Genomic DNA, 22944 nt, shown 5'->3' on the forward strand with positions numbered 1-22944 from the left:
ATAGAGTTGCATAGCAAGCATTTGAGAATGCTAGCAACCAAATCCGGTAAGTCGGGTTTTAATTGCTGCATTCACTTCTGCTTCAGTTGTCCAGGATTCGTCTACAGCCTGTTCGATGCAACAAAAAAGAATGTGATCAATTTGAGTTAATTGGTCCTTCGCGTTTACTCTCAATTCTGCAAAGCTGCTACCGCTATGCACGATCTTATTTCTTATTTTATAGAGCTGGTCAAATGAGTTGAGATATTCGTCAAATCGAAATTTATTGCCGCCGCTGGCAAATGCTGCAATATGCTGTCGATGTTGCGGACCATTCTTTTTTCCCACAAATGTACAGGCATCTATCGTAAAGACGAGAGAAAGGAATCTCATCTCATCGTTTAACAAAAAGAAAGACTGCCCCCTCATTCGAAGTGCTGAGCGAATATGCCCCTCTACCTCGTTCGCCACGATCCCGGATGCAATTTCAGCGAGTTGGTCATTGCTACTACTGGGACTATTGTCCAGTTCAAGACCCAACCAGACATTATTTGCTTCAAACACTTGTCCTTTTGCCGTTACCTTTCTCCACTTCAAATTTTGAGTTTCGGGCATTAAGAAAGCGGTTCGAAACTCCTTGCCGGCAATAACACCAGCATGATTTGGAGTGTAATGAGGAGTACGGTAGTGACAATAAATGTGACGCAATACATCTAAAACTCTGTCAGCATGCTCTGTGATTTGAAGGACCAATGGTTCATACTCGCAAGTTCCTGCGCCTACTGGAAAAAATAAACTAGCATCTACTTCAGTGACTCCTTCAATCAACGGATATGCGAGTAATTGTGCGAGTGAACCAGCAGGAGCAGTAAATGGATTCCAGTCGGTGTCCATATCAATCCCTTCGATATCTGACAAGCTTCGCCCCCAAGGGTGTGAATTTACAGGTCGCTCCCTTGGAATGACTGGCCTATGAATATTGTAAGGGCCTAACTCCACGATATCAGGCCATTGAAGAAGCTTGTCCACCGGCACAAGGTAGCGTACACGCACCATTCTTCCAGCGTGCAATTGTTGAACCGCTTCCTGCGCATTTCCTGAAGGACCATCAATTTCTAACCACTCAAAACAGAGCTTGAGATCGTTCAATGCAATCTTTGGATCGTATGTTTTATTATTTATAGTTAAACCATCTCCTTCTGGAAAAGGGCTTACCCAGTATCCTTTGCTTTGTAACAATTCCAATGAAGATTTGAGCAAATGTGAGCATTCTTCTGGCAGCGGCGGGCACCAAAGCAGATTTGCACTGACATTCTCATATTGGTGGAGAAGAACAGACTTTATCTTCATTTCTATCCCTTTGAGATCGAAAAAAGTGTTAATCGCTTGTATTTAGGGAAAATATGCGTTTCCCGTTGGCCGAGGTACTGCGCGTAACTCAGTCATTTTCTTTCCCCCCAATCTTCTTCGATTCCAATTGCGAATGCAGCAAGCCCAAAGACATGGTGTTGTAGACCCAATAAACTGTGAAAACCACTGTGTGCCGCATGCGCGACTTTCCAGCGCCAGTTTATCAATGCTAGAGGATGTAGCTAGATATCTAAATGCAAACAGGAAATATACCTAGTACCCCACTGTCAGCTTCCGTTGCAAAAAAAACACACAAAAATAAATTATCAATTTATTACATTTAAATATCAAATAAGCATGGTAAGTTGACAATTACAAATTGTTACGTTTTGCCGCTTAAATTAACTGGCAACTTATCGGGGTATTTATATGAAATTGTGGATTAGAAAAATTGACGGGAAAACATATGCAAACTGAATGGCGTTATTTACCAATTATAAAATGGAAGCGTGGTGAAAAAGATGCACTTCGCTTTTTGACTGATCAACATTGGGATGGAGTAGTACCACTTATAGAATTTCAACCAATTTCTGCAGCACCTGACGGAGTCTCACTAAACCAGGCACTACCTGAATATGTTGAAAAAATTTCTAAAGAGATAATTAAATCTATACCAGAGGATCGAGCAATCGCGATTGATACTGTTTATGTCAGCACTGGTTTTGCACGTCAGGTCGCGCTACTTTTGGCTGTATGTCGGCGATTACAAAAGCTAGTGCCAAATCGGGTTATCCCCGCAATTCGTGCAAGTCAACTTGACGCATTGTCTCTACTTACTACAAAGCAAGTAGAGACGTTGAAAAACATGCCAGAAGTTATTTTACGATTACAAACTGACGAATTGGCGCCAACCCAAATAGGACCATCACTGGATGCTTTAGCAAAATTCGTCAAACGGAAAGCAATCCATTTGTTACTTGATCAATACTCCTTAGTCGGTAAAAATCATGCTGATGGTCAAGTATTTATTGCCCCTTATCTATTGGCAACAAGCTCCAGCGTCTGTGCTAGCGTTACGTTAGCGGGAGGATCATTTCCTATTAATCTGACAGGAAAAAAACAAGGTGTAACAGACATACCTAGAGTGGAATGGAAAATTTGGCTTGAGTTAGCAAAAGAAAAGTCATATCCAAAACTTCGCTTCTCCGATTACACAGTTTCGAATCCAGCACCTCAAGATGAGGATATAGATCCGAAAAATATGAATCCATCCATTGCAATTCGCTATGCAAGCGATGAATTTTGGCGCTTATATAAGGGGGGAGGTTTCAAAAAAGGCTCGCCTGGAGTACTGCGAGCACTCAGCAAGCTGTTGATAACTGATCCCATTTATGGAGGAGAAGGATACAGCTATGGTGATAAACAATACATGAACTATTCCAATGGGACTGGGAAAAATGGAATCCCTTGGACTTGGCGAAGAGATGCAACAAATCGCCACATTGTACTGACAATAAAGACTTTAAACGGCACGCCTTAATAAGGTGCTGGAAACATTGTTTTTTATAGTGTCCAATGGGAACGAGTTCGCAATGTGCTCCCATAGATCATGAGAAGATGGCTGCTTTGGTAGCATAGCGCTATTGTTCTCAACCATTGCTAAAGCCTCATCTTTCCATAACATGGAGGCAAGACTGAATGAATCCTGCCTCTGGTTTGAACAAGCCGTGCGTATTTTATCAATGCGCACGGTTTGATCGCTGTTGCGCTGAGCTACGGACAAACCCCACCAAGAAGGAATCGCAGTGAGTGCAGCTTCGATATGTCGAGGACCGCAAACCAAATGAATTTCGTCAAAAATCCTATTGTAGGCGTGGATTTGATTGGGAAACCTAGCGAAAGAATCCGCGTCACTTTTGATTTCATACCCAATCAATCTTTTACCAATAACCGCAATATCTATTCTGGCTAAACCTCGCTCCAGTCGCAATTCTTCTTGCACCCGTGCACCTACATCTTCCCATCCTTTTAAAGACTCAAGTAAAGCAGTCCTAATTTCCTGCTCTGAGATCAGAGAAGATGGTTGAATTTGATTTGTGCTTGCAACTATGTTTTTCATGGCTGTATTATGCCAAGTATGCCAAGAAAAGCAAGAAACATTGATCCGAATGCAGCAATCGCAATTGCAAAAATTAAGCGATATTGCGAAACCAATGGTGTTTCGGTACTAGCCCTATCTAAGAGCGCAAATGTTGCTCAATCTGCTCTGGCTCGCTTTGTTAACGGTGAGCGAAAATCCATTACCCCCGCGGCCAAATTTACATTAACTTGGATAGATAATCGACATAATCAGCATAATTGGCATAATGAATTAGTGCACAACGATAGTACGGACAGCCACGGATGCCGTATCATTGGCGATGCAATCAATTCCCTCTGGGACGGACGACTTCAGAGTGCAGAGGTAATCGCATCCTTGGTACTGGCTCTGCGACCAGCAATTGATATCTTAATTGGCCAAAAATCAGGTGGCGACAAGGAATAACATGACCATCTCCTCCTCAAAAATCTTATACGACAACCTGAAGGTCTTTGGGTTGACACGCGCTCAAATAAGAAAACTTCTACCCGAGTGGTGGTCCCCTGATGCAGAAAAGCATCCTGACGGACTTGCCGAGTTGTGCATGCTGATAAGTCGGAGACTTAGTTTAGATCTCAGTGCTTTACTTAAGGGAGAGGTTTTACGTAAAAGCAACGCAGTAGCTTTAGCTTATAAACATAGTGCAGCGGCTACTCCTCAGTCACTACAAGGTGCAACATCCATTGCGTTATCTTTAGCGGAAGCTATTTGCGCAACCTTAACTGACAGGCCCTACGTCCCACCTGGTTCAGCAACCGATTTCGTAAAACGAATTCGAGCAAAGGGCGGGCTAGTCAGTTTGGAGTCAATGATCAATACATGTTGGACTGCCGGTATTCCTGTAGTCCCTATGTCCAACCTTCCTGTAGGACTGCGGAAGATGGACGGAGCAGTTCTCAAAATTGGCGAACGCCCCGTTATTTTGATTTCCAAGAAGCGCACATCTCGGGCCTGGCTTGCATTTATTCTTGCACATGAAATCGGACACATCGGATGTATGCATCTTGAAAAAACCGGTTCAATCATTGATGTCTCATTACAAGAACAAACGACGTTTGACACTGAGTCTTCCAATGATTTGCAAGAAAAAGAAGCGGATGAATATGCTTTGAATTTGCTCGGGGGGGCGGCCGCTGAAGACATTATTTCAAAATGGCCTTCTTGGATTTCTCCAGTGGAATTGGCAGTTCGTGCAAGAGAAGCGCATTCGAGCGTCTTTATTGAAAGCGGACATTTAGTTCTTCGATATGCATTCAGAACTAAGAGGTGGTCGGAAAGCATTACTGCGCTTCATTTTTTGAGTGAAGACTCGGACGCAGAAGGCGTAATGAGGCAGGCGCTACTGGATAATCTAGATTTGAACCTTATTGCAGAAGATCTCAGAGACCTAGTAGTGCAGATAACCGATATCGGCTCTTACCTAGCCGAATAAGGGAACGCGCCTATGTTCTATATTGATGTAGACGCGCTATGCAAGTTAGCCCATTGGGGCATACTTCCTGACCTTCCGTTATTGCTGAATAGTTCGTGGGATCAGATGGCTACCGTTTCATCGTTACGATATCGTGTTGAGCGTGCTATTAAGTCTCCCGATGGAAAATTATTTAGGACAAAGGAAGCAGCAATATCTGCCAATGATTGCATAAAAAAAATGGCACAGCCTGGTTGCCCAGATGAAAATCTACTGGTCCAACTCGTAGAAATACCACAAGTTAATCCTGGGGAAGCCGTGCAGTTAGCATTAGCAGCAATGGACCCAAATGGAATTTTTATTACTGGAGACAAGCGCGCACTTAGGGCGATTGGCACCCATCAATTGTCTTTAAAATTTACTGGCAAAGTCATTTGTGTTGAACAACTGCTGATGTGCTGTCTTGATCTGAAAGGACGCGATTGGCTTTTATCACATGTATGCCCGATGCGAGAAATTGATAAGGCGGTATCAATAGTTCTGGGTAGCCGATGTGATGCTCAACCCGATGACCTCAAAACAGGACTAGAGTCATATATTAATGAAATTCGATCTTTTTGTAACCCACCATTGTTGGCGAAAATTAATGCATTATAAATTCAGACTTCGCATACCGAATTTATAGTGGTTTCGGGGAAAAATGTTCACCACATTCTAATAATATTCAGTTGCGCAGCAGACAGTATTGAAGTCGCATAAAATAGTTCTGAATTGTAGTAACCAACAGCATTTTCCGAGAATTTCTTCATATGATCCGACACTATCTGTAAGATTGAGCAGCAACTATTCCACCTGAAACCGATTCCGCCAATTCACAAATTTTTCCGTCAAACGCCTATACCAATCAGGCGGCTCAGAAAAATCTTTCAACAAAACATTATATCGAACCGCACCGCTACGCCAGGCATGCTCCAATCTCACATCCGGTAACACCATCAACCACATAGCAAGCTGAAGCAAATGGTGCCTCTCTTTAATTGGACGCATTTCCAAAGAAATGCGTCCAGTGGCTAAGCGAATATCAGAGCATCCAATCTGATCCAGCACAAAATCCCGCAAGGACACATGCCGATATTTTGAAGTTAAAATCATGCTCAACTGATGCAATACAGAATATCGTCCCAGGTCCCACTTGTCATAACCTGCATGACCTGGGTCAAGCACGTCGCATGCGTTCTGCAATAAAACAGTAGCATCGCGATCATAGAACAATGGTTCTACTGCAGGAGCAGCCCTCAGATCAAATCCGCACTCATGGCAATATGCAAGCCTACCAGCATCAAGTGCATCGACGTTCATGATATCGATCCGGTGAAAGGCTATAGCAGCAGCACACTGTGGACAACGGTCCAGCATCATTGTTTGGTGCTTAGTGCAAACTGTATAAAAAGCGATGCGCCATCGCTTCCTGAAATAAGGAATGCGATCCTCAGCTAGACAGGTGGGACAGCATTGCAATCCGTACCCCTCCCGCTTGCGATGGTACAACTTGAGAGCGAGTATCCATTGCAATCCGCCCGACACTTTGAATTTTCGGTAAAGCAATCCTTCATAGGAACGCAGTGTCGTATTCCATGTAATCTGTGACGGGGTCGCCGTCCGCTGGCTTAATTCGTCAATCAACCATGTTGGCGCCAGGCGGTCCATGTCCCGGTTCCAGATTTGGCGTTGATTGCCAAATATTAAATTACAGAAAGTCTGAACCTTCAAGCCGTGACCGTGAGCTAATCGCACCAGCCAGCAAGACAACAATTCGTCCGGCAAAGGCTTATAGTGAATCGGCCATAAAGATTCAGTGATTCCTTTCATGATGGATTTGGGCGTTTATACTGCTTGCGCTTAGATGGCGGCACCCAGCGTAGGCTATTTATGCTATCCATTGTGATTTGTTCCGTCTTCTTACGGATCGCATCAATCGCAAGTTCCTTCACCAGATCGCAAGCGTCGCCCAGTGTTCCTTCACTTCTATTATAGATAGACAACATCGCAGCCGGATCTTTCAGATTCGAGGGCTTCTTCAGCGGCGTCCTTAATTCCAGGGTCGCGAGCACGCCCCCAAATTCATTGTTTGCCTTCCAAAGTGGTAATTCCTCTGGTGTGAACCGACTGGACATTTGAGGATCGGTATTAAAAGCATTGTAAGCATCCTCTGTGCCCGCGGCGACCATGACAACCTTGGTTTCATTGCCGATACTCTTTAAGGTATTGCGAAACTCTCTTTGCCTATTGGTGCTACCAGCAATCAGATTGTGAATCTCATCAATAATTAGCATGCGTACATCCATCTGGCGAAAGAGTCGCTTGATCTGAGAGTACTTCTCTGAAGGAGATGCTGTGGGTTTGTACGGCGCCATCAACTTATCCAGGATGCGTGCGTAAAAATCAGCGATGTCAGGTTTGTTTGGAGCGTCAACCATCACTACAGGACAAATAGTCACTTCACCTGTTGGATCTAAATCAGACTGATGCAACTCCATGAATCGTTCAAGAATAGATGTCTTGCCGTTGTACGAAGGTGCAACCAAAAGCATGTTCGGCATGCGCGTGATGCGTGGATACGCCAACAAATCTTCCATCCTTGCTAAAACCCGCTTGGCATCGGCATATCCCAGCCATGAACCTTTGCGTATCGCATAAATACGTTGCTCGTCACTTTGCAGGATTAGCGCCCGCGCATTCTCATTTAAATGCGGATAAGGATTCTCTTGCGCCATCAGTCGTCATCCAAGGGTTTCACAGCGTCCGGATCGTAGCCACGAATTGCGGGTGGGAATTCAGAAGGTGCTGTTTGGGTAACTGTCGGTAAATCTTCTTTCTTCTGCTGTCTCGCCAATTCGTGCTGGGTCAATCTTTGAACAGCGCGCCTGGCTGATTTTGTTTTTTCAGCTGCATCTTTCTCCAATTCACGTTGCTCATTCAGTAAAGCAAAAGTGGCTTTTTCATTGTCGCGAGTAATGCCTCTTTCGTCTGCTTTTCTGTGTGCTTCTCGTAGTTCCCAAATACTTGCTGGCGGAAGGCTGACATCACGGTAAGGAATGGCGAAAAATCTTTGGGCAATCTCATCAAAAAAATATAGTGTACTAATGTCTCTTGGGTCTCGATGAAACCGAAATTTTCTTTTATGCTTTTCAAACTCAGGGTGCTCAGCATTGATCCAAGGGCGAAGCACATCATGATAATAATGAACATCGTCAATCAACACGCCATAATTTTGCACTGTCCGCTCAATGAAAGGCATGAAGTGTATTCGCAAGCTCTCTTCATCCAGCCGCCTCGCGGGATATCCACGTCCTGGCTTATCCTTAGTACCTAGCAATCCCTCTCGCCATTTGGTTAATGGTGTTGTACCGATCCCTTTATGTATATTGCGGTGGTATCTGGCAAAAAATAGCACCAGCCACTTCTCCAATTCGCTGAAGGTCATGCAAGCGTTTCCTTCGGAATCGTAAGTGCCTTTTTCATCCGGGCCGGAGAAGGTCGAACCTTTGAGTGTTTTCAGTCCCTCAGAAACCGTCCCCATGAGACGCTCGATATGCCCACCATAACGAGGCTTCTTTACGGGGCGTAAATGCAAATCTATATCGTACTCATTGCATGCAAATTTCAACATATCACCACGGAATTCCCTTGCGTTATCCATGTGCAAGATTCCCATGGTGCCCCAGCATGGCCAATCTGTGGTCGTGATACCCAAACGATTCAACCACTTGTCTTTCATTAAGATCGCATGAGATATACACATCCCTGCTGACATTGCCGACGGCGCATCCAATGATAAATACATTCCTAGACAAACGCGAGTATGGACATCAATGGCTAAGGTAATCCAAGCACGGCGAATGGATTTACGGTAAATGTCGTCAACAATAATGACGGGCAACACTGTATGGTCAATTTGTACCAGTGACAGTGGCCAATCAGCGTCGGGAATTGTCCCCTTAATTGGATCGAATTGATCGTGTGCTTTTGCCTCGCCTTCACGTTTCTTGACACGTTCGCGACCGTTGGTTTTTCCCAAGCGAATGCGTATCGTATTTGCAGCAGGCAACGGCAAATTGGCATTGAAACAAAGGCGTCTGATTTCTTGTATGGTGGACGCAATGGTATTTTTTTGCTCTACATCGTAGAAAGTGTCAATCGTCCTGGCGATGATGGTCTCAACTTCGGCGGAAAGCCTTGCTTTCCCTTTTCCGCCTCGCTCTGCATAATTCGGCAGCAAAGATGATACTAATTCAGTATGTCTATATGCCGAAACCCACCTGTAAATAGTCGCCAGGCTGACGCCTGCCTCATTCGCAATCCGGACGCCAAGTGCGTCATTACGTCGATAGTCCTTATTGAGCATCGGCTCTATCAAGCGCTTACGTTCTTCGGCGACGGTCCAATCCGCCGTTGAAACTGTAGATAGATCACGTTCAACAATGGGTTCAGCATCACGACTTTTTATCGCCCTTGGCGGTTCCACATCCCCAATTTTCAGCAACACCTTTTCGCCCGAGCCTACTTCTTTGGCAAGAACCAGATTCACATCTGCAAGAGACAGGACCACATAGTCCCGTCCGTGACTTGAAATCAATGCCCCTTTATTTATCCACAGGACTGCACGCTCTTGCTTTCGCATCACGCCCCCGGAGATAGACGTAATAAGGTTTGGTAGTCAATCAACTGATTCCAGTCAGCAATTAAGTCTTTTTTTAATATCGCGTGCCATATGACAGGGAGCCAGTGCAATTGAGCATCGTCATTTGGCGCAAGCCGTTGAAGGATGTCTTTGAGACGGAATTCGCCGTTATATGAAGTTGCTATACTGATGAGTTGGTGACGATCACTCCCGTCTGGCTGAATGTTTCGATACTCTCTCAAGAATTTGATATTTTGAAGGCGCTTTGTTCGAATATCGACTTGCGTTGTTATTCGAAATTCCCATCCATGCTTACGTGCATACTCATCTGCAAGTGCAAATTTGGATTTATATTTTTCGCGGTTGCGTTCCAAGTCGTCGGTATGCTTCACTTCAGTAAGTACTGGAACTGGAATTTCGCCCGTTAGAGGGTTGGGTTTGTAATAAATCAGCACATCTGGTGTGTAACCCTTGGGTACGCCAGGCACTGGTATTGTGACTTCCTGCACCTCAAAGCGCTCAACGGTTTCGTCAAAATCAAGGAGCAGGAGAAACTCCTTTTCTAGGATGGACTCAAATCCAGCCATTTGGTCATTTTTTTGACTTGCAAAACTACCGGTGACAGATAGGTAATTTTTAGGTATTTTACGCGCCACTATATTTTCCCCGTCAGAAAATAGGTATCCGATACTTTAAGACTTGAATATTTATAACACAGCAATTAGCGCATTGCCAATCAGCAAGTATTTTTGCAATTTTGTCGAATACATATTACTGCGAACATTAAATCCCTCCAAGCATAACTGTCGCTTGTCAGGCTAATTTTCAGAACGTTTTAGGTAAAGCTCGCGCTATAAGGAGAACAAGCTCTTGGCCGCAACTCTCGCGGAGGGATTGACTACAAAAACTCATGTCTGCCTGGAAGGCTTGGGACAAGCAGTCCGTTTCCCGCTTACGGGTGGTCGGTGCCATGATGTAACGCAAGGAGAAGCGTTGATCAAAGGCCTGCCCCCCACTTAAGCGGTACTGTCAGTTATTTATGAGTGAGTTCAATGACGACTTTCCTGTCATACATATTGCTATTACGGTCGGCCAGCTTGGCTCCGAATCCAGCCACACTCTTCACTTCAATGGTCGATCCAGCGCTATCATCAAGCACGCTGGCCGTCCAAGCTGCGCGTGCAAATGACAGGAACTGGTTGCCATCTATTGCAGAGTTAGCACAATTGGCGGTGCCAGCTGCCAAGGTTTGTTTGCTTTGATAACTCAGGCTCATGCCCGTGCGCTTCGAGCTCAATTGTGCGCCGGTAAAAGGCAAGTGGCCCTCGAGGCGAAGCCATTTGTCCGCTTGTTTGCATGAGAATTCATTGGACGACGCGAAGCCTTGGATATCGGCCACATATTGCGCACCCCCGGCCTTGCTGGCTCGCACGATCAAGGCAAGCACATTGAATGCGGCAGCGTCTTGATACTTGCCATCGTCAAAGCGCGGTACTTCGATTTCAAAGCGTTGTCCAACTAAACGACGGCACACCAGCCATGATGGCAACTGGTCACATAGATCTTGTGCGCGCGCGGATCGGAATGGTCCGCCGATATAAATCTTGTTGTCCGATTGTGCTGGCGCCACGTTCACGTTTTGGATGGAGTTCTGCTGGACGCTGACCTGGGTGGCTTGAATCGAGGCCAAGTTTACTGATTCAACTGCATTTTTCAACATCGAGGGCTGAGTCTGAAAGGTATTTTGTGGCGGGACTCCAGCCGCCCCCCCGATCCACTCAGCTACTGTATTGGAACTGGCCGCGAGTGCGAGTGCAGCGACGTCCGCTTTCATCGGTGGACTTGCCACCAACTTGGTGTCTGTTTGATTGCCTTTCACCAGTTCAATCATGTTCACCGGCGTGAGAGCAAGTCCTGCAGCCCATTCATGTCCTACGTACGTGCGAAATATCTGGCCTTCATTCATTAATTTCGTCAAGGCTTGCGTATTCTCATCTATCTTATTTGCCACCTGTTCATCTGTGAACGAAACCTTTGACTGTTTGCCATCCCCCTGCTTATGAAGTAATTTGATGGTTTGGTGATCTATCTCAGCTTGTTTGTTCTTGGACTTGTCATTTACTATCGAGGCGATAGCTGATTCATTCTTCGCATGTTGCGCGATCTCCGACTGCTCCTTTTCCGCGTGTTCTTGTGTCAGCTGAATTTTTGCCTGCTGTTCTCGCACAATCTTGCATTTCGAGGAGAGAGCCGCTCTGAATTCATCGCCAATCTCATTATTGCTATTCGCGTAAACCGCTTTTGCCCATGATTCTTCCAGCATCGGCGCTAAATAGACGGACTTGTTCTTGGAGTTGTCAGCCATGCGTTCACAGGCCGCCTGGGCCATCGCAAATGTAAGACGCCGCATATAGAGTCCGCCTGCATCGCTAACCTTGCAGACCAGTTCTGCGGTCACGTTGTCGAGGCCATCTTGTATCTTACCTTTACCGAAAAACAGGCCAAGGGAAATGGCTCCATACACTTTGTCGTCAGCTTTATCGAGCAGCTTTTCTGCCCTACTAAGTGAAGCATCAATACTATTGAGTGATCGGTGCGAAAGTTCGTAATAGACATTATCGAGAATGGCATCGCGAGTCGCCATTGCTATATCGCCCGTCAGGCTGCGACCAGCGTTGCTGATGAATATCTTGGCATTTAACAGTACCCGTTTAGCATCAGCTAAAAGTTGAATTTCATCACTTTGTCCAGCGGCTAAAATGTCTTTCTCAGCAGTCTCAATGAGAGACCGAAGTTCATCAAAATGTTTCCGAATTTTGTCAAATTCGTCGCTAATTTTCTTAATCTGGACTTTTCCATTTGTGCTAAGTATGACCCCCGCATACAAGTTAACGCACTTATCAACGCGATCGCAATTGTCTTCGTTTTCTTTCCAGTTTTTTTCAATCGATTTAAAATTCGTTTGGATCACTAACATGGCGTCACGAATTTCGTTGATTTTCTCCTGCACAGCTTTCTGCACCTTTTCTTTCTCTGACTCTATCTTGAATGGTGCATTCAATACCTTAATGTCCTGAAGCCCACACAAAAGTACCGATTGGAGTTTCGTTTCACCTGGATCCAGCGGGGAAATATCGCAGTTCATTACTTCACCCAACAGGCGAGTCTTGATGTTCGCAATGAATGCTTCCTTGGAAGTGGCTACATATCCGGCCTGATTGGCCTGGATCTCCTGGCAAGCTTTGGCAACAGTCAGGTCGCTCTTAATCTGGTTCGTGAGCATATTGCCGCAACCAGACAGAGCTATCAAAGGGAGCAGGCACACCATTCTCCACGGATAAAGTTGCATACTTCCTCCTGACAGTTGAATTGTGAGATCGATTATACGAAATTATTATATTAACAATGTTAAATTTTTAATTTTTCGTATTGCAATAACAACATTGTGCTATGGCTGATCGTCGCGCCAACGACGCCCAAAAGACTTGTTGCAACCAGGTGCTACATGCTGAAACTCCAAATTTTTTCGTAAAGGACGTAAGGCCAGATCTTGTATCACTATTTCCCTTGAGTACCTCATCGGTACACATACCTCCGAAGCAAATTAGGCCGGTATTCGCCTTGATGAAGATGATCTTGCTCAGTATGAGGTTGACTAATTTGGTAAGGTCATCTGGCAGGACGGATATATCTTTCCCAGATGCCTGCAATTATTGTTGACGTGCTACGTTTGGACGCAAGTTGAACATAAAAATGCTTTTAAGTTAAATTACTTGATGCTTTTCTTAATTGGCACGATTTTCAGCAATTTTTGAAACATAAAACATTCTCACTAATTACTGATTCTTTTCTCATTTAATTATGAAGTATATTGATTGATTTAGACCTTATTTCTCAATATCTTCTGACTGTTCTCAACGGATTTGAAGGTTTAAGAATAGAAGTACAAAAAAACGGCTCATTATTTTCAGGATAATGGGCCGTTTTTTCATCTATACATTCAGGTTACATAGATACTTTACCGCCGAGCTGAAAATTTATTTAATCGACGAATACACTACTCTGTTTGCTTCATCCCTTTGAGACAAGTTTGAAAAAATGCGTTGAAACCTCCAAAAACGCTTAAAGAACCCAATCGTGACCAACTCTATATGTGAATCACAAACAATTTCCTATGCTGGCTCCTACTTGTCCAATGAGTTTTTTCATGAATAACAACGGTTTTTTGATAAGATTGTCCCAATACACATATAATCTAGCTATTTTTCAGAACTTTGGAGTTACAAAAACCTATGCCAACTGCGGTCTCATTATTTAGCGGATGCGGCGGCTCGGATTACGGTCTGCGCCAAGCAGGCTTTGACGTTCTGATGGCTAACGATATTCTTCCGTACGCACAGGCAGTTTATGTGGCAAATATGCCAGAAACTGATTTTCGGCATTGCGATGTGAGACAAATCAATTCTTTTCCTGAAGCCGAATTATTAGCTGGCTGCTATCCGTGCCAAGGCTTTAGTCAGGGTGGAGTTAGAGACGCGGATAGAAAGATAAATTTCCTCTACCGAGAATTTCTACGGGCTTTAAAATTAATTAAACCCAAAGCATTTATCGTTGAGAATGTTTCTGGTATGACCAGGAGCACATTTGAGCACCTTTTGAAAAATCAAATAATCTCATTTCGTCTTGCCGGGTACAGAGTGTCTTGGAAAGTTCTGAATGCAGTCGACTTCGGCCTAGCTCAAGAAAGGAAGAGAATTTTCATAGTAGGTATTCGTTCAGATATAAATGAAGTTTATGAATTCCCTGAACCAACACATGGTGAAAATCGTACCCAACCATACGCAACACAACAAGACATCATTGGAAATTTGCCAGAATGGCCATTGGGGGATTTTTGCGAGGATGCATTCCATTGGTATTACTTATCTCGTGATAGACGCAGGAATTGGAACCAGCCAAGCAAAACCGTAGTGAGCAATATGAGACATGTTCCATTGCATCCTATGAGTCCAAAATTAATAAAATTAGGACCAGATGAATGGAAATTTGAAACTAACGCTCCTGCCAGAAGGCTTTCATATAGAGAGGTGGCACTTTTACAGGGTTTCCCAATGGACTACGTTTTTCCTGAGGGATTTTCTTTAGCAAAGAAATACGAGGTCGCAGGTAACGCCGTACCTCCACCTTTATTTCGCGCAGTTGCAGATGCACTGCCGAATATTTGGAACTAAAAACATGACCTCCAGAACAATTGAATTTAAGTCAATCGCTAAATTATTGTTAGACGAGGAGAATCCCCGCCTGCCAAGTACTGTCCAAAATAGTCCGCAAAAGCAAATGCTAAATTTCATCGCTAGAAAGGGTGGAATTGAGGATTTGATGAGTGCGATAGGAGAAAACGGTTTTTTTGGAGGTGAGGCGTTAGTTGTGTATCAGAATGCCAAAGATGCGGCTGGTTATTACCGCGTTATAGAAGGGAATCGCCGACTTACCGCGGTCAAATTACTGAATGACCCGTCTCTTTGCCCAACAAGACCTAGTATCGCCGCATTGGCAGCCGAAGCAAAACATAAGCCAACCGAATTGCCAGTCATTATTATGGCTAGCAGGGTTGAAGTTTTGCCATACTTAGGCTCTAGACATATTGTCGGAGTAAAACAATGGGAACCACTAGCTAAAGCTCGCTACATGAACCAACTTTTGGGGGAGCTCACTAGCAAAAAAATGCCTATTAAAGAGAGGTATAGATCTATTGCCGAATCTATAGGAAGTCACAAACGAACAGATTACATCAAAAGCAATTTGGATGCTCTGGCAGTTTACAAAGTCATTGAAGAGAATAATTTTTTTAACGTCGAAAATTTAAACGAGGAGTCAATCGACTTTGGTACTTTGTACACAGCACTCCCTTATGATGGAATTGGAGAGTTTGTTGGTGCTTCAAAATATATTGGAAAGACACAGACATATGACAGCACAAATCCAATTCTTAATCAAAATCTTCTTAATAAAAAAAATATTGCCAAACTCACAAAATGGTTTTTCGAAAAGAATGAAGACGGCGAAACTATCTTAGGTGAATCAAGAAACATAAGCAAATTCAATCAAGTATTAAAGTCCCCAGAAGCATTAAGACAATTAGAACAAGGAGCTACGCTTGATACAGCATACTCATTCACTCAGGGGACAAATAACGAATTTGTTGAATTCATGCAAAAAGCAAAAAGCCACCTACAATCAGCAAGCTCTATTATGGCCAACACAACTCCCGATAAAGGAAATTTGAAACTAGCCGAGCAAGTTTTTGAGCTTGCAAAAACAGTACGCGCAGTCATGCAAACAAAACAGAATTCCAGTGATGACTAAATTTGTGCGTGGGGAAGTTCCCAAAACGAGGCCATTCCAATTTGCCGATCTAGCGGAACTTTTACTGCTTGTTGGAGATTATGATGAGCTTAGCCATGGTGATCTAGAAGCTGTGATAACACAAGGTGTTCCAGATTCCGATCCTGATGAAAAAAGTGACAATACAGATCATGCTGTAGAGGTAAATGCTAGGGAACAACGATATATCAAAGGCTGCTTTAACCATCTTACTTACCGCGTAAATGCCTTTGATGACATATATCCGTTTGAGATGGATCAAGAAGTTTTAGTAAAAAAAGCGAGCATTAGTCAGCAGAATTATGTGTACCTATTTTTACTGGGCTGTTCTCGATTAGGATCGTTTAACGACTTGAAATTTAGGCAGGTTTGCGCGCATCTGTTTGTAGAAATTGCTGCCCAAGCTCTTAAAAAATTAATGTCAGCCAATTCCAAAATTTGGATTTTTGATGCAAATTCGGATGACCGTCGATCACATTTCACAACTAATCTACAAGAATCACTCAGAATTTTAGCTCGCGAAATGTCCGAGCGTCATGATGAAATGGTTGTAATCCAGCAAGAGCCAAGTGGCGATGGAGGCCTAGACATTGTTGGAATACATCAATTCCCTGACAAAGGGCGAGGATATTTAGTATTTTTAGGGCAATGCGCGGCGCAAAAAGATGGATGGCCAAAGAAAACCCTCGAACCCAGAAGATTAAATACAATATTTAACTTTTCTCACCAACCCTATAATTTAAATTTTATCCCGGTACTTTATAGAAATATTACCGGCGCGTGGGTGAATGAAGTTTACACGGCAGATTGTGTGATCGTTGATCGCCTAAGGATCGTCAAAACGATTTATCAAAATGGTGAAGGACTGTCACTAAAAGTATTTCAAAAAGTGAAGTCATGTGTAGATAAAATGGCTTCTTTTTCTGGTTAGAATTAGAAATAGTGAAACGCCGTCGTAACTTATTTTCACATCAATATATCTTCAACCAAAAGTCTCATTACAGCGCGACGCCCAACAACAGACAACTACATCTACCAAGGCGATCTTTACGGCACCGGTTACATTCGTATCATAGACGGCAAAGCCAACTGTGTAGCCGACTATCGTAGTGACAGTCAGCGTGCCGCTGGTTTTTGCAACTCGGGTCCCTGATGCACTGGCCCCGTTTGCTTGGTACATTTTGAACAGCAAGCGTTTTACCCTCCCCCTGTCTTGCTCACCGATATTAAAGCAATTGGCCACATCCTCCGCGCCGCTATTCATGTTTGCACCGGTCTGCAAAATACCCATACCTACGTCAAATTGATGCCATCCCCCCCCGAATCTCCGCCGCACTCAAACCCAGCACACGGCGCATGCTGCGGGCAAGGTGGCTGGGGTGGGTGAAGCCTGTTTCCATGGCGATGTCTGTCATGCTTTGTTTGCCTTCCGCCATGAGCTGGCGTGCGCGGTGCAGGCGGCGCTCCATGACGTAGCGGTGTACGGGCATGCCTGTCGCCTGCAGGAACAGTGACTTGAAGTGTGACAGGCTGAAGCCGGCCACGGCGGCGAGTTCGGTCAGGCTGAGGTCGCTATCCAGATGTGCCTCTACATAATCGATGACATGGCGTAGCCGCCAGGCGGGCAAGCTGCGGCCAGCTACCGTGTCGGTTGCTGGCTTGCGTGACTGCACGGCAAACAGGCGGGCAGCCAGTGCGACGGCCAGGCTGTCGGCAAAAATACGGCCGCCTGGATAGGCGTCGTGGTCCTCGGCCTGCATCATCCAGCCTATGCGCTCTATCTGTGGGTCACGTATGTGTATGGCTGGTGCCAGCAGGGTATTTTGCCTGCCCAGGTTCATGGCTTCTGCGGTGTCGTTGACTATTTGCGGCGACAGGCGCAGCAACAAGGATGTGGCGGGCCGGGTCAATGTCCAGCGTGTGCTGGAACCAACAGGCACGACACAGAACTGGCCGTGCAGACGCACACCCTGGCGTTCATACCGGCCAGCGCCATAAGACACAGGCACCGGGTCACCCAGATGCAGGCAGAGCACATGGCGGGCATCGACAGGGGAATTGAACAGGCCAACTGGTACAGGTGAGGTCAGCACATCGAGCAGCGGCAGATCATGGCTACCTGCACTGTTGAGCAGTGCTGCCGGTGGATGGGGATAGCATGCAGGTCTGGTCATCGCGCCCTCTAAGTATGCATACCTAAGTGTCCTGACTACAAGCCCAAAGCCACTGAGTCGCTCAATAACGCAGGCACTTTAGAAACACTAATGTAGCGCAAATCATCCGTCTGTGCTCAGGTCCGGCTGTTTGTGCGCGCCATGACAAAGTAATGTTGCTAGCATCGTCTTCACTGTTACAGGCCACTAACAACCCCCATCTGGAGATTGAAATGAAAAGACGGCTTTTTTTGCACATCACCCCTGCTGCCATTGCCGCCGGTGTTGCAACGACACTAGCCTGTGCAGTTGAACAAGGCAAATTGCAGCAGACGACGGACGCTGCTGCATTTGCTGCAATGCGTCGCTTTGCAAATTTGCCCTTTGGCAAAATCGCTTATGTAGAACGTGGCCAGGGTAATGCTGCGCTGTTCTTGCACGGTGCGCCGCTGAATGGATTCCAGTGGCGCGGTGCGATAGACAGGCTGTCGCCTTACCGCCGCTGTATCGCGCCTGACTTCATGGGGTTGGGTTATACACAGGTACCCGCGCAACAATCGCTGACAGCTGATGCCCAGTTGGGGATGTTGATCAGTTTGCTGGATCACCTGAAGGTCGGCGCGGTCGATCTTGTTGCCAGCGACAGTGGTGGTGCCGTCGCACAACTATTTGCCGTGCACCATCCACAACGCGTGCGCAGCATGTTGCTGACAAACTGTGACGTGGAACCAGACAGCCCGCCGGCAGGTGTGCTGCCAGCCATCAATATGGCACGCGCCGGTACCCTGGCCGACGATACCGCCAGATGGTTAGCCGATGGCAAGCAGGCGCGCGCCAGCTTTGGTGCTGCGGTGTTCCACAACCCCGCCGTGTTTAGCGACGCCAACATCGCTTATTACGTCACGCCGCTGGTCAGCTCGCCACTGCGTCGCCAGCAATACCATGCTTTTCACCTGGCGCTGGAACCTAATCCACTGGCGGGTACAGAGGCAGAACTCAAGCGCAGCCGCATCCCCGTCAAGATCGTATGGGGTGGCAGCGACACGCTGTTTTCGCTGGCTGATGCAGATTACCTTGACCGCTTATTTCCACAGTCACGCGGCATACGCGTGGTGCCAGAAGGGAAGCTATTTTTTCAGGAAGAGTTTCCGGATGTGATTGCGGAAGAAGCAAGGCGTCTGTGGGGAGTGTGATGATTACATCCCCCTGCACTGGCACGTCGCAGTCATAAGCAGATGCCAGCAGCAATCATTGCCAGAGGCAACTGCGCAGGCGACAGGCCATGTCTAACGCATTATCTGCGAGCGTAGCCATCGCTTCAATGAAGCGCGTGCAATTGCCTGGCTAGCCGCCCGTGACTTTAATATGGCCACGCTTTTTGTGGCGCTAGTATTTATACAGGATTCGGGTTCGGGAAGATCTCGATGGAATCAAGCGCAACCCCGGCATCAGCCGAAATTCCAACGACAGTGGCAACAACTACTCTGTTACCAGACAATAATGCGGCCTGCTCTACGTTGCTCAAGCCAAAATTAGTCATTGCAACAACAGGGTCGGTTTTATGAAATTCCAGCATATTGGCATTTGAATCAATGCTATTCAAATATTCGATAAGCGTATTTTTCAGGGGGGGATCAGTTGGCTTAGTCATTTGAATCACCTTTCAATTAACTTTATTGCACCATTTAAATTGCTTTCTTCGCATTAGCCATCACTTGAGGGCTCTGGCGTTTCCATGAGTACTTTTTGATAAGCTGGGGTCGCATAGTCGACCCGGAACCGTGCTTTGCGACTTCGTTCCAGCGCAAAGCAAATCGATGTTATGAGGGTCTTTGTAGGAACCCCATCCCAGAGCGGTAAAAACCGCCTCCCATCCCGAATAGAGACTCTTTACTGTCAGTTTCTTCGTGGAGAACTGGCGAACGAGGGGGATAGTTGAGCCTCAGTAAGATATCACAAATTTTATCAATTCCGGCATGTGATACAAAGAAACTGGTTTTGCTACCATTTTCGAGAGCAAAACGCATGGCCGCTTCCATCAAATCCTCTGTCATGCTATCCCACAGAAATAGCTATCCCTGCTGTGTCGCAGTTTGAAGAGTGTGTCAATTTTCTTTGGTTGTGTAAATCCCAATAAAATCTAAATTAGCGATTAGCAGAAGTTGGCAGGCGGTTTTATAGTTACCTGCCAACAACAAGCTAGTGCCCGGGATGACTAATTCCCCAAATAAATCAGGACGCTGGCGATACCGCAGCACACTCGCGTTAATACCCCCCCATCAAATCGCTGGCGACTATCGTGCCGGCGCCCACCAGTTTGACGATCAGATCATTCACAGCTACTGCGCTTGAGGCGTTGGCGTGTTGGTACAGATAGGTACCTGCGGCTGCGCCATTGACGACGGTGATGATGAATGCTTTGCCGTCGTTGGCCGTCAAACTGCCTACATTCGCCTGGATATTGGCGGCCAGACTGGCAAGATCGGATGAGGCGATATTCATCGTGCTCAAAGAAGTCGCTGAAGCACCCCAGTGTATTTTGTCGGCACCCGAGGCCTTGAAGTTGGTTATGGTGGTCAGCCCGGTTGTGACCGATCCCAGATTGACGCCGCCACCGGAATTGAGGTGGATATCGTCCAGACCGTTGCCGGTGGCAGACAGGTTAATGCTGGTGATGTTTGATCCGCCGGCAAAGAGCAAACTATTACCGGTGGGCGCTGCGTTATAAGTGATGGTGCCAGTACCCCCTATAGAAACAAAATTGTTGACGCCACTGACCCCGTTGACGGTTGTGACATGGCTGGTATTTGTATAAATACTGACCATGCCTGTGCCACCTAGCGTGAAACTTACCGCTGCGTTACCGCCAGTGCCTTCAAAATATCCGACCATATTGGTGCCTGCCGTCACCACATTCAAGCTGCCTGTCAAGCCACCGTCGATCACATTAATATTCTGGAACCCGGCGCCAATAACGGTAAAGTTACCGCTGCCTGCCAGCGTATCGGCATGGTAACCCGCAGTACCAGCGCCAACACTGGCATCAATCGTGGTGGCTAGCGAACTGGTAATCGTGTGGTTGTTGGCAGTATCGATGACCTTCAAAGAACCACCCGTACCATTGGCAGTAATGGCACCAGTAGTACCGCCGGTAACGGTGTAGTTGGCAACGCCACCAAGAATGATGTCTGAAGTTGAAGCCTGATTCGTCGAAGCCTGATTCACTGTCACGTTTTGTGCCGTATTGACGTTCAGTGTTGCTGCGGCTGTAGCCTGGTTGACTGTCAAAGTTGCGCTTGGGCTAAGCGTCAGCACTTCGCCATTACCGGCAAACAGATTGACGGTGCCAACACCGTTCAGGGCCGCAGCAGACAAACTCGATTTGCCTGCATCGGTCAATGTGATGTTGGCGCCGCCCATTGCATTTGTTCCGTTAACGGCAAGACCAACGGTATTGTTATTGCTCGTATTGACGGTCAGCGTACCGGGTGTTTTTGCTACCTGGTTCACTGTTTGACTGGTACCACCTATTACTGCGACTTCATTGCCACTGGTATTATAGAAGTTTAATGTCTGCGTGCCAGCGCCCAAAACTACCGTGTCACCACCCGTGGTTTTATAATTATTGGTGGTTGTGGCCAGTGCCCCGGTCGCGGCAACGCTGGTCGACGCATCGACCACACCTGCCAGCCATGTCTTGGCAAATCCAAACGATCCATTGGTGGAATTATATGCAGCCTGGGCTTGTGCATTATTGACCATGGCGCTTGTAAACGCTGCCGCAGTCGTATTTTTGGCTTGTATCGCGATCTGGTCAGAGCCCAGTGCACCACTTAGGATGGCGATCGCTGCTCCGCCAAAACTGACTGCACCGCTATAGATCTGGCTTTCCCAATAGTTCAGGCCAGCAGCATCTGCACTATGGTTGAACATGTTGATATACAGGCTATTGACTATTTGCCTTGTCGTCGAGCTGGAGAAGACGCTGGCATATTCTGCTTGCTGTGAAAAACTTTGCGCAATCTGCACAAGGGACAATGAGGATGTTTGCCAGTATGCCAGGCCCGCAACGTCTGCCGGACGATTGAAATAAGCGATGTAGAGATTTTGAATACGCTAGCCGTTGCCATATAAGATGCCTCTGATGAATGGATATGAAAGAATTGTCGGTATCAATGAACACCAGTTACTTCAGGTTGATTGCAAAGAAAAGAAGAGCAAGCATGCCTGTATGCGCTGATATGTCAAAATGACGCGCAAATTCTCTCAAACTTCAAGCGTAAAGTATAGGATTCAGGTATAGGTGGACAGATAAGTGAATATGCCCTGATCCACTATACTGCCTATCGCCTTGTTGAAGAACTTTTTCCAGCAACTTCGCCAGCATTGTCGAAGCGAATAACACGCTGCGTTACAATGGCCACTTGCACACCGCATTGCTTAACACACCATCAGGAACCCGCATGAACACCGTATTCGCCGCCCCCGTCTTTGACAGCACCGTGATTTTTGAAGGTAATGAACTTTTCAAAGGCAGAAGCGCCGCCGAGAATTGGGCAAAAAAACTTGGTGCAGAACTCGATTGCGTAACCACGGTACAAAAGACAGGCACAGGCTGGGTCATCTGCGGCAATGTCGATGGCGAAGATTGTATCTGGGCGGTATTTGGACAAAGGTTGAAGCGGATTAACCGGGAGTGATGGGCCAGAGGCTAGTCTTTAGTAGGGTAATGAAATGGACGCCTCCCTCCCAAACGGCATCGTGATGTGCCAAAGTAGAGTTTCGACAAACTACTTAACAGAAGGGAAGCGTCATGGAAAAGATTACCGTAATTGGATTGGATTTG

20 protein-coding genes are annotated in these 22944 nt (G+C 46.1%); 9 read left to right on the forward strand and 11 right to left on the reverse strand.

Annotation, left to right across the window (positions count from 1 at the left end; genetic code table 11):
- Positions 1 to 30 precede the first annotated feature (30 nt).
- On the reverse strand, positions 31 to 1329 hold the full coding sequence (locus tag ACO0LK_RS25865; RefSeq protein ID WP_422980254.1) for a hypothetical protein: 1299 nt from the start codon (positions 1327 to 1329) through the stop codon (positions 31 to 33).
- A gap of 466 nt (positions 1330 to 1795) precedes the next feature.
- On the opposite strand from ACO0LK_RS25865, the gene ACO0LK_RS25870 reads away from it, so the two are divergent.
- Positions 1796 to 2869 carry a beta family protein gene (locus tag ACO0LK_RS25870; protein WP_422980256.1) on the forward strand — a complete coding sequence of 358 codons (1074 nt, stop codon included), beginning with the start codon at positions 1796 to 1798 and terminating at the stop codon, positions 2867 to 2869.
- Here ACO0LK_RS25870 and ACO0LK_RS25875 read toward each other — a convergent pair.
- A complete protein-coding gene (locus ACO0LK_RS25875) occupies positions 2852 to 3448 on the reverse strand; it encodes a sce7726 family protein (RefSeq protein WP_422980258.1) in 597 nt (198 codons plus the stop codon). The two genes, ACO0LK_RS25870 and ACO0LK_RS25875, sit on opposite strands and share 18 nt — an antisense overlap.
- Before the next feature lie 9 nt (positions 3449 to 3457).
- Between ACO0LK_RS25875 and ACO0LK_RS25880 the strand changes: the two genes are divergently transcribed.
- Genes ACO0LK_RS25880 through ACO0LK_RS25890 form a run of 3 tightly spaced genes read left to right on the forward strand, consistent with a single transcriptional unit; the run spans position 3458 to position 5537 of the window.
- Entirely contained in the window at positions 3458 to 3874 is a 417-nt protein-coding gene (locus tag ACO0LK_RS25880; protein WP_422980260.1) for a hypothetical protein, read from the forward strand.
- Position 3875: 1 nt separating this feature from the next.
- Positions 3876 to 4901, forward strand: coding sequence for a hypothetical protein (locus ACO0LK_RS25885; protein WP_422980262.1), 1026 nt, complete (start codon positions 3876 to 3878; stop codon positions 4899 to 4901).
- 12 nt (positions 4902 to 4913) lie between these two features.
- Complete coding sequence (locus tag ACO0LK_RS25890; RefSeq protein WP_422980264.1) at positions 4914 to 5537, forward strand: hypothetical protein; 624 nt, start codon at positions 4914 to 4916, stop codon at positions 5535 to 5537.
- A gap of 186 nt (positions 5538 to 5723) precedes the next feature.
- Here ACO0LK_RS25890 and ACO0LK_RS25895 read toward each other — a convergent pair whose 3' ends face one another.
- The 5 genes from ACO0LK_RS25895 to ACO0LK_RS25915 form a co-directional block, all read right to left on the reverse strand.
- Positions 5724 to 6749: a TniQ family protein gene (locus ACO0LK_RS25895; RefSeq protein WP_422980266.1), complete on the reverse strand. Its 1026-nt coding sequence runs from the start codon at positions 6747 to 6749 to the stop codon at positions 5724 to 5726.
- Positions 6746 to 7654 (reverse strand): TniB family NTP-binding protein, encoded by a 909-nt coding sequence (locus ACO0LK_RS25900; RefSeq protein WP_422980268.1) that lies wholly within the window; start codon positions 7652 to 7654, stop codon positions 6746 to 6748. The genes ACO0LK_RS25895 and ACO0LK_RS25900 overlap by 4 nt, the downstream gene beginning before the upstream one ends.
- The gene (locus tag ACO0LK_RS25905) at positions 7654 to 9561 is read right to left on the reverse strand and encodes a Mu transposase C-terminal domain-containing protein (protein WP_422980270.1); all 1908 of its coding nucleotides are present in this window, start codon (positions 9559 to 9561) and stop codon (positions 7654 to 7656) included. The genes ACO0LK_RS25900 and ACO0LK_RS25905 overlap by 1 nt, the downstream gene beginning before the upstream one ends.
- Entirely contained in the window at positions 9561 to 10217 is a 657-nt protein-coding gene (locus ACO0LK_RS25910; protein WP_422980272.1) for a TnsA endonuclease N-terminal domain-containing protein, read from the reverse strand. The genes ACO0LK_RS25905 and ACO0LK_RS25910 overlap by 1 nt, the downstream gene beginning before the upstream one ends.
- 377 nt (positions 10218 to 10594) lie before the next feature.
- On the reverse strand, positions 10595 to 12910 hold the full coding sequence (locus tag ACO0LK_RS25915) for a hypothetical protein (RefSeq protein ID WP_422980274.1): 2316 nt from the start codon (positions 12908 to 12910) through the stop codon (positions 10595 to 10597).
- Positions 12911 to 13853: 943 nt separating this feature from the next.
- Here ACO0LK_RS25915 and ACO0LK_RS25920 point away from each other — a divergent pair.
- Genes ACO0LK_RS25920 through ACO0LK_RS25930 form a run of 3 tightly spaced genes read left to right on the forward strand, consistent with a single transcriptional unit; the run spans position 13854 to position 16876 of the window.
- Positions 13854 to 14792, forward strand: coding sequence for a DNA cytosine methyltransferase (locus ACO0LK_RS25920; protein WP_422980277.1), 939 nt, complete (start codon positions 13854 to 13856; stop codon positions 14790 to 14792).
- Between the two features lie 4 nt (positions 14793 to 14796).
- Entirely contained in the window at positions 14797 to 15927 is a 1131-nt protein-coding gene (locus tag ACO0LK_RS25925) for a ParB N-terminal domain-containing protein (RefSeq protein WP_422980279.1), read from the forward strand.
- On the forward strand, positions 15920 to 16876 hold the full coding sequence (locus tag ACO0LK_RS25930; protein WP_422980281.1) for a hypothetical protein: 957 nt from the start codon (positions 15920 to 15922) through the stop codon (positions 16874 to 16876). Before ACO0LK_RS25925 ends, ACO0LK_RS25930 begins: the two co-directional genes overlap by 8 nt.
- Positions 16877 to 16927: 51 nt before the next feature.
- On the opposite strand, the gene ACO0LK_RS25935 is transcribed toward ACO0LK_RS25930, so the two are convergent.
- Together ACO0LK_RS25935 and ACO0LK_RS25940 are read right to left on the reverse strand one after the other, a co-directional pair.
- Positions 16928 to 17236: a hypothetical protein gene (locus tag ACO0LK_RS25935; protein ID WP_422980283.1), complete on the reverse strand. Its 309-nt coding sequence runs from the start codon at positions 17234 to 17236 to the stop codon at positions 16928 to 16930.
- Between the two features lie 7 nt (positions 17237 to 17243).
- Positions 17244 to 18119 (reverse strand): helix-turn-helix domain-containing protein, encoded by an 876-nt coding sequence (locus ACO0LK_RS25940; RefSeq protein ID WP_422980285.1) that lies wholly within the window; start codon positions 18117 to 18119, stop codon positions 17244 to 17246.
- A 212-nt stretch (positions 18120 to 18331) separates the two neighbouring features.
- Between ACO0LK_RS25940 and ACO0LK_RS25945 the strand changes: the two genes are divergently transcribed.
- A complete protein-coding gene (locus ACO0LK_RS25945) occupies positions 18332 to 19291 on the forward strand; it encodes an alpha/beta fold hydrolase (RefSeq protein WP_422980287.1) in 960 nt (319 codons plus the stop codon).
- Positions 19292 to 19491: 200 nt separating this feature from the next.
- Here the strand turns inward: ACO0LK_RS25945 and ACO0LK_RS25950 are convergent, their stop codons facing one another.
- The gene (locus ACO0LK_RS25950; protein ID WP_422980289.1) at positions 19492 to 19749 is read right to left on the reverse strand and encodes a hypothetical protein; all 258 of its coding nucleotides are present in this window, start codon (positions 19747 to 19749) and stop codon (positions 19492 to 19494) included.
- A gap of 614 nt (positions 19750 to 20363) precedes the next feature.
- Entirely contained in the window at positions 20364 to 22127 is a 1764-nt protein-coding gene (locus tag ACO0LK_RS25955) for a DUF4214 domain-containing protein (RefSeq protein ID WP_422980291.1), read from the reverse strand.
- A gap of 434 nt (positions 22128 to 22561) precedes the next feature.
- Here ACO0LK_RS25955 and ACO0LK_RS25960 point away from each other — a divergent pair, with 434 nt between their 5' ends.
- On the forward strand, positions 22562 to 22798 hold the full coding sequence (locus tag ACO0LK_RS25960; RefSeq protein ID WP_422980293.1) for a hypothetical protein: 237 nt from the start codon (positions 22562 to 22564) through the stop codon (positions 22796 to 22798).
- Positions 22799 to 22944 lie beyond the last annotated feature (146 nt).

Origin of the sequence: Undibacterium sp. Ji49W (genome assembly GCF_049340205.1) — a bacterium.
GTDB lineage: Bacteria > Pseudomonadota > Gammaproteobacteria > Burkholderiales > Burkholderiaceae_D > Undibacterium.

Coding starts and splice junctions, on each gene's coding strand:
- ACO0LK_RS25940 (WP_422980285.1), bottom strand. CDS start 18,119: ATGACCAGACCTGCATGCTATCCCCATCCACCGGCAGCACTGCTCAAC.
- ACO0LK_RS25880 (WP_422980260.1), top strand. CDS start 3,458: ATGCCAAGTATGCCAAGAAAAGCAAGAAACATTGATCCGAATGCAGCA.
- ACO0LK_RS25915 (WP_422980274.1), bottom strand. CDS start 12,910: ATGCAACTTTATCCGTGGAGAATGGTGTGCCTGCTCCCTTTGATAGCT.
- ACO0LK_RS25875 (WP_422980258.1), bottom strand. CDS start 3,448: ATGAAAAACATAGTTGCAAGCACAAATCAAATTCAACCATCTTCTCTG.
- ACO0LK_RS25920 (WP_422980277.1), top strand. CDS start 13,854: ATGCCAACTGCGGTCTCATTATTTAGCGGATGCGGCGGCTCGGATTAC.
- ACO0LK_RS25890 (WP_422980264.1), top strand. CDS start 4,914: ATGTTCTATATTGATGTAGACGCGCTATGCAAGTTAGCCCATTGGGGC.
- ACO0LK_RS25960 (WP_422980293.1), top strand. CDS start 22,562: ATGAACACCGTATTCGCCGCCCCCGTCTTTGACAGCACCGTGATTTTT.
- ACO0LK_RS25950 (WP_422980289.1), bottom strand. CDS start 19,749: ATGACTAAGCCAACTGATCCCCCCCTGAAAAATACGCTTATCGAATAT.
- ACO0LK_RS25885 (WP_422980262.1), top strand. CDS start 3,876: ATGACCATCTCCTCCTCAAAAATCTTATACGACAACCTGAAGGTCTTT.
- ACO0LK_RS25925 (WP_422980279.1), top strand. CDS start 14,797: ATGACCTCCAGAACAATTGAATTTAAGTCAATCGCTAAATTATTGTTA.
- ACO0LK_RS25905 (WP_422980270.1), bottom strand. CDS start 9,561: ATGCGAAAGCAAGAGCGTGCAGTCCTGTGGATAAATAAAGGGGCATTG.
- ACO0LK_RS25945 (WP_422980287.1), top strand. CDS start 18,332: ATGAAAAGACGGCTTTTTTTGCACATCACCCCTGCTGCCATTGCCGCC.
- ACO0LK_RS25865 (WP_422980254.1), bottom strand. CDS start 1,329: ATGAAGATAAAGTCTGTTCTTCTCCACCAATATGAGAATGTCAGTGCA.
- ACO0LK_RS25900 (WP_422980268.1), bottom strand. CDS start 7,654: ATGGCGCAAGAGAATCCTTATCCGCATTTAAATGAGAATGCGCGGGCG.
- ACO0LK_RS25870 (WP_422980256.1), top strand. CDS start 1,796: ATGCAAACTGAATGGCGTTATTTACCAATTATAAAATGGAAGCGTGGT.
- ACO0LK_RS25935 (WP_422980283.1), bottom strand. CDS start 17,236: ATGGGTATTTTGCAGACCGGTGCAAACATGAATAGCGGCGCGGAGGAT.
- ACO0LK_RS25895 (WP_422980266.1), bottom strand. CDS start 6,749: ATGAAAGGAATCACTGAATCTTTATGGCCGATTCACTATAAGCCTTTG.
- ACO0LK_RS25930 (WP_422980281.1), top strand. CDS start 15,920: ATGACTAAATTTGTGCGTGGGGAAGTTCCCAAAACGAGGCCATTCCAA.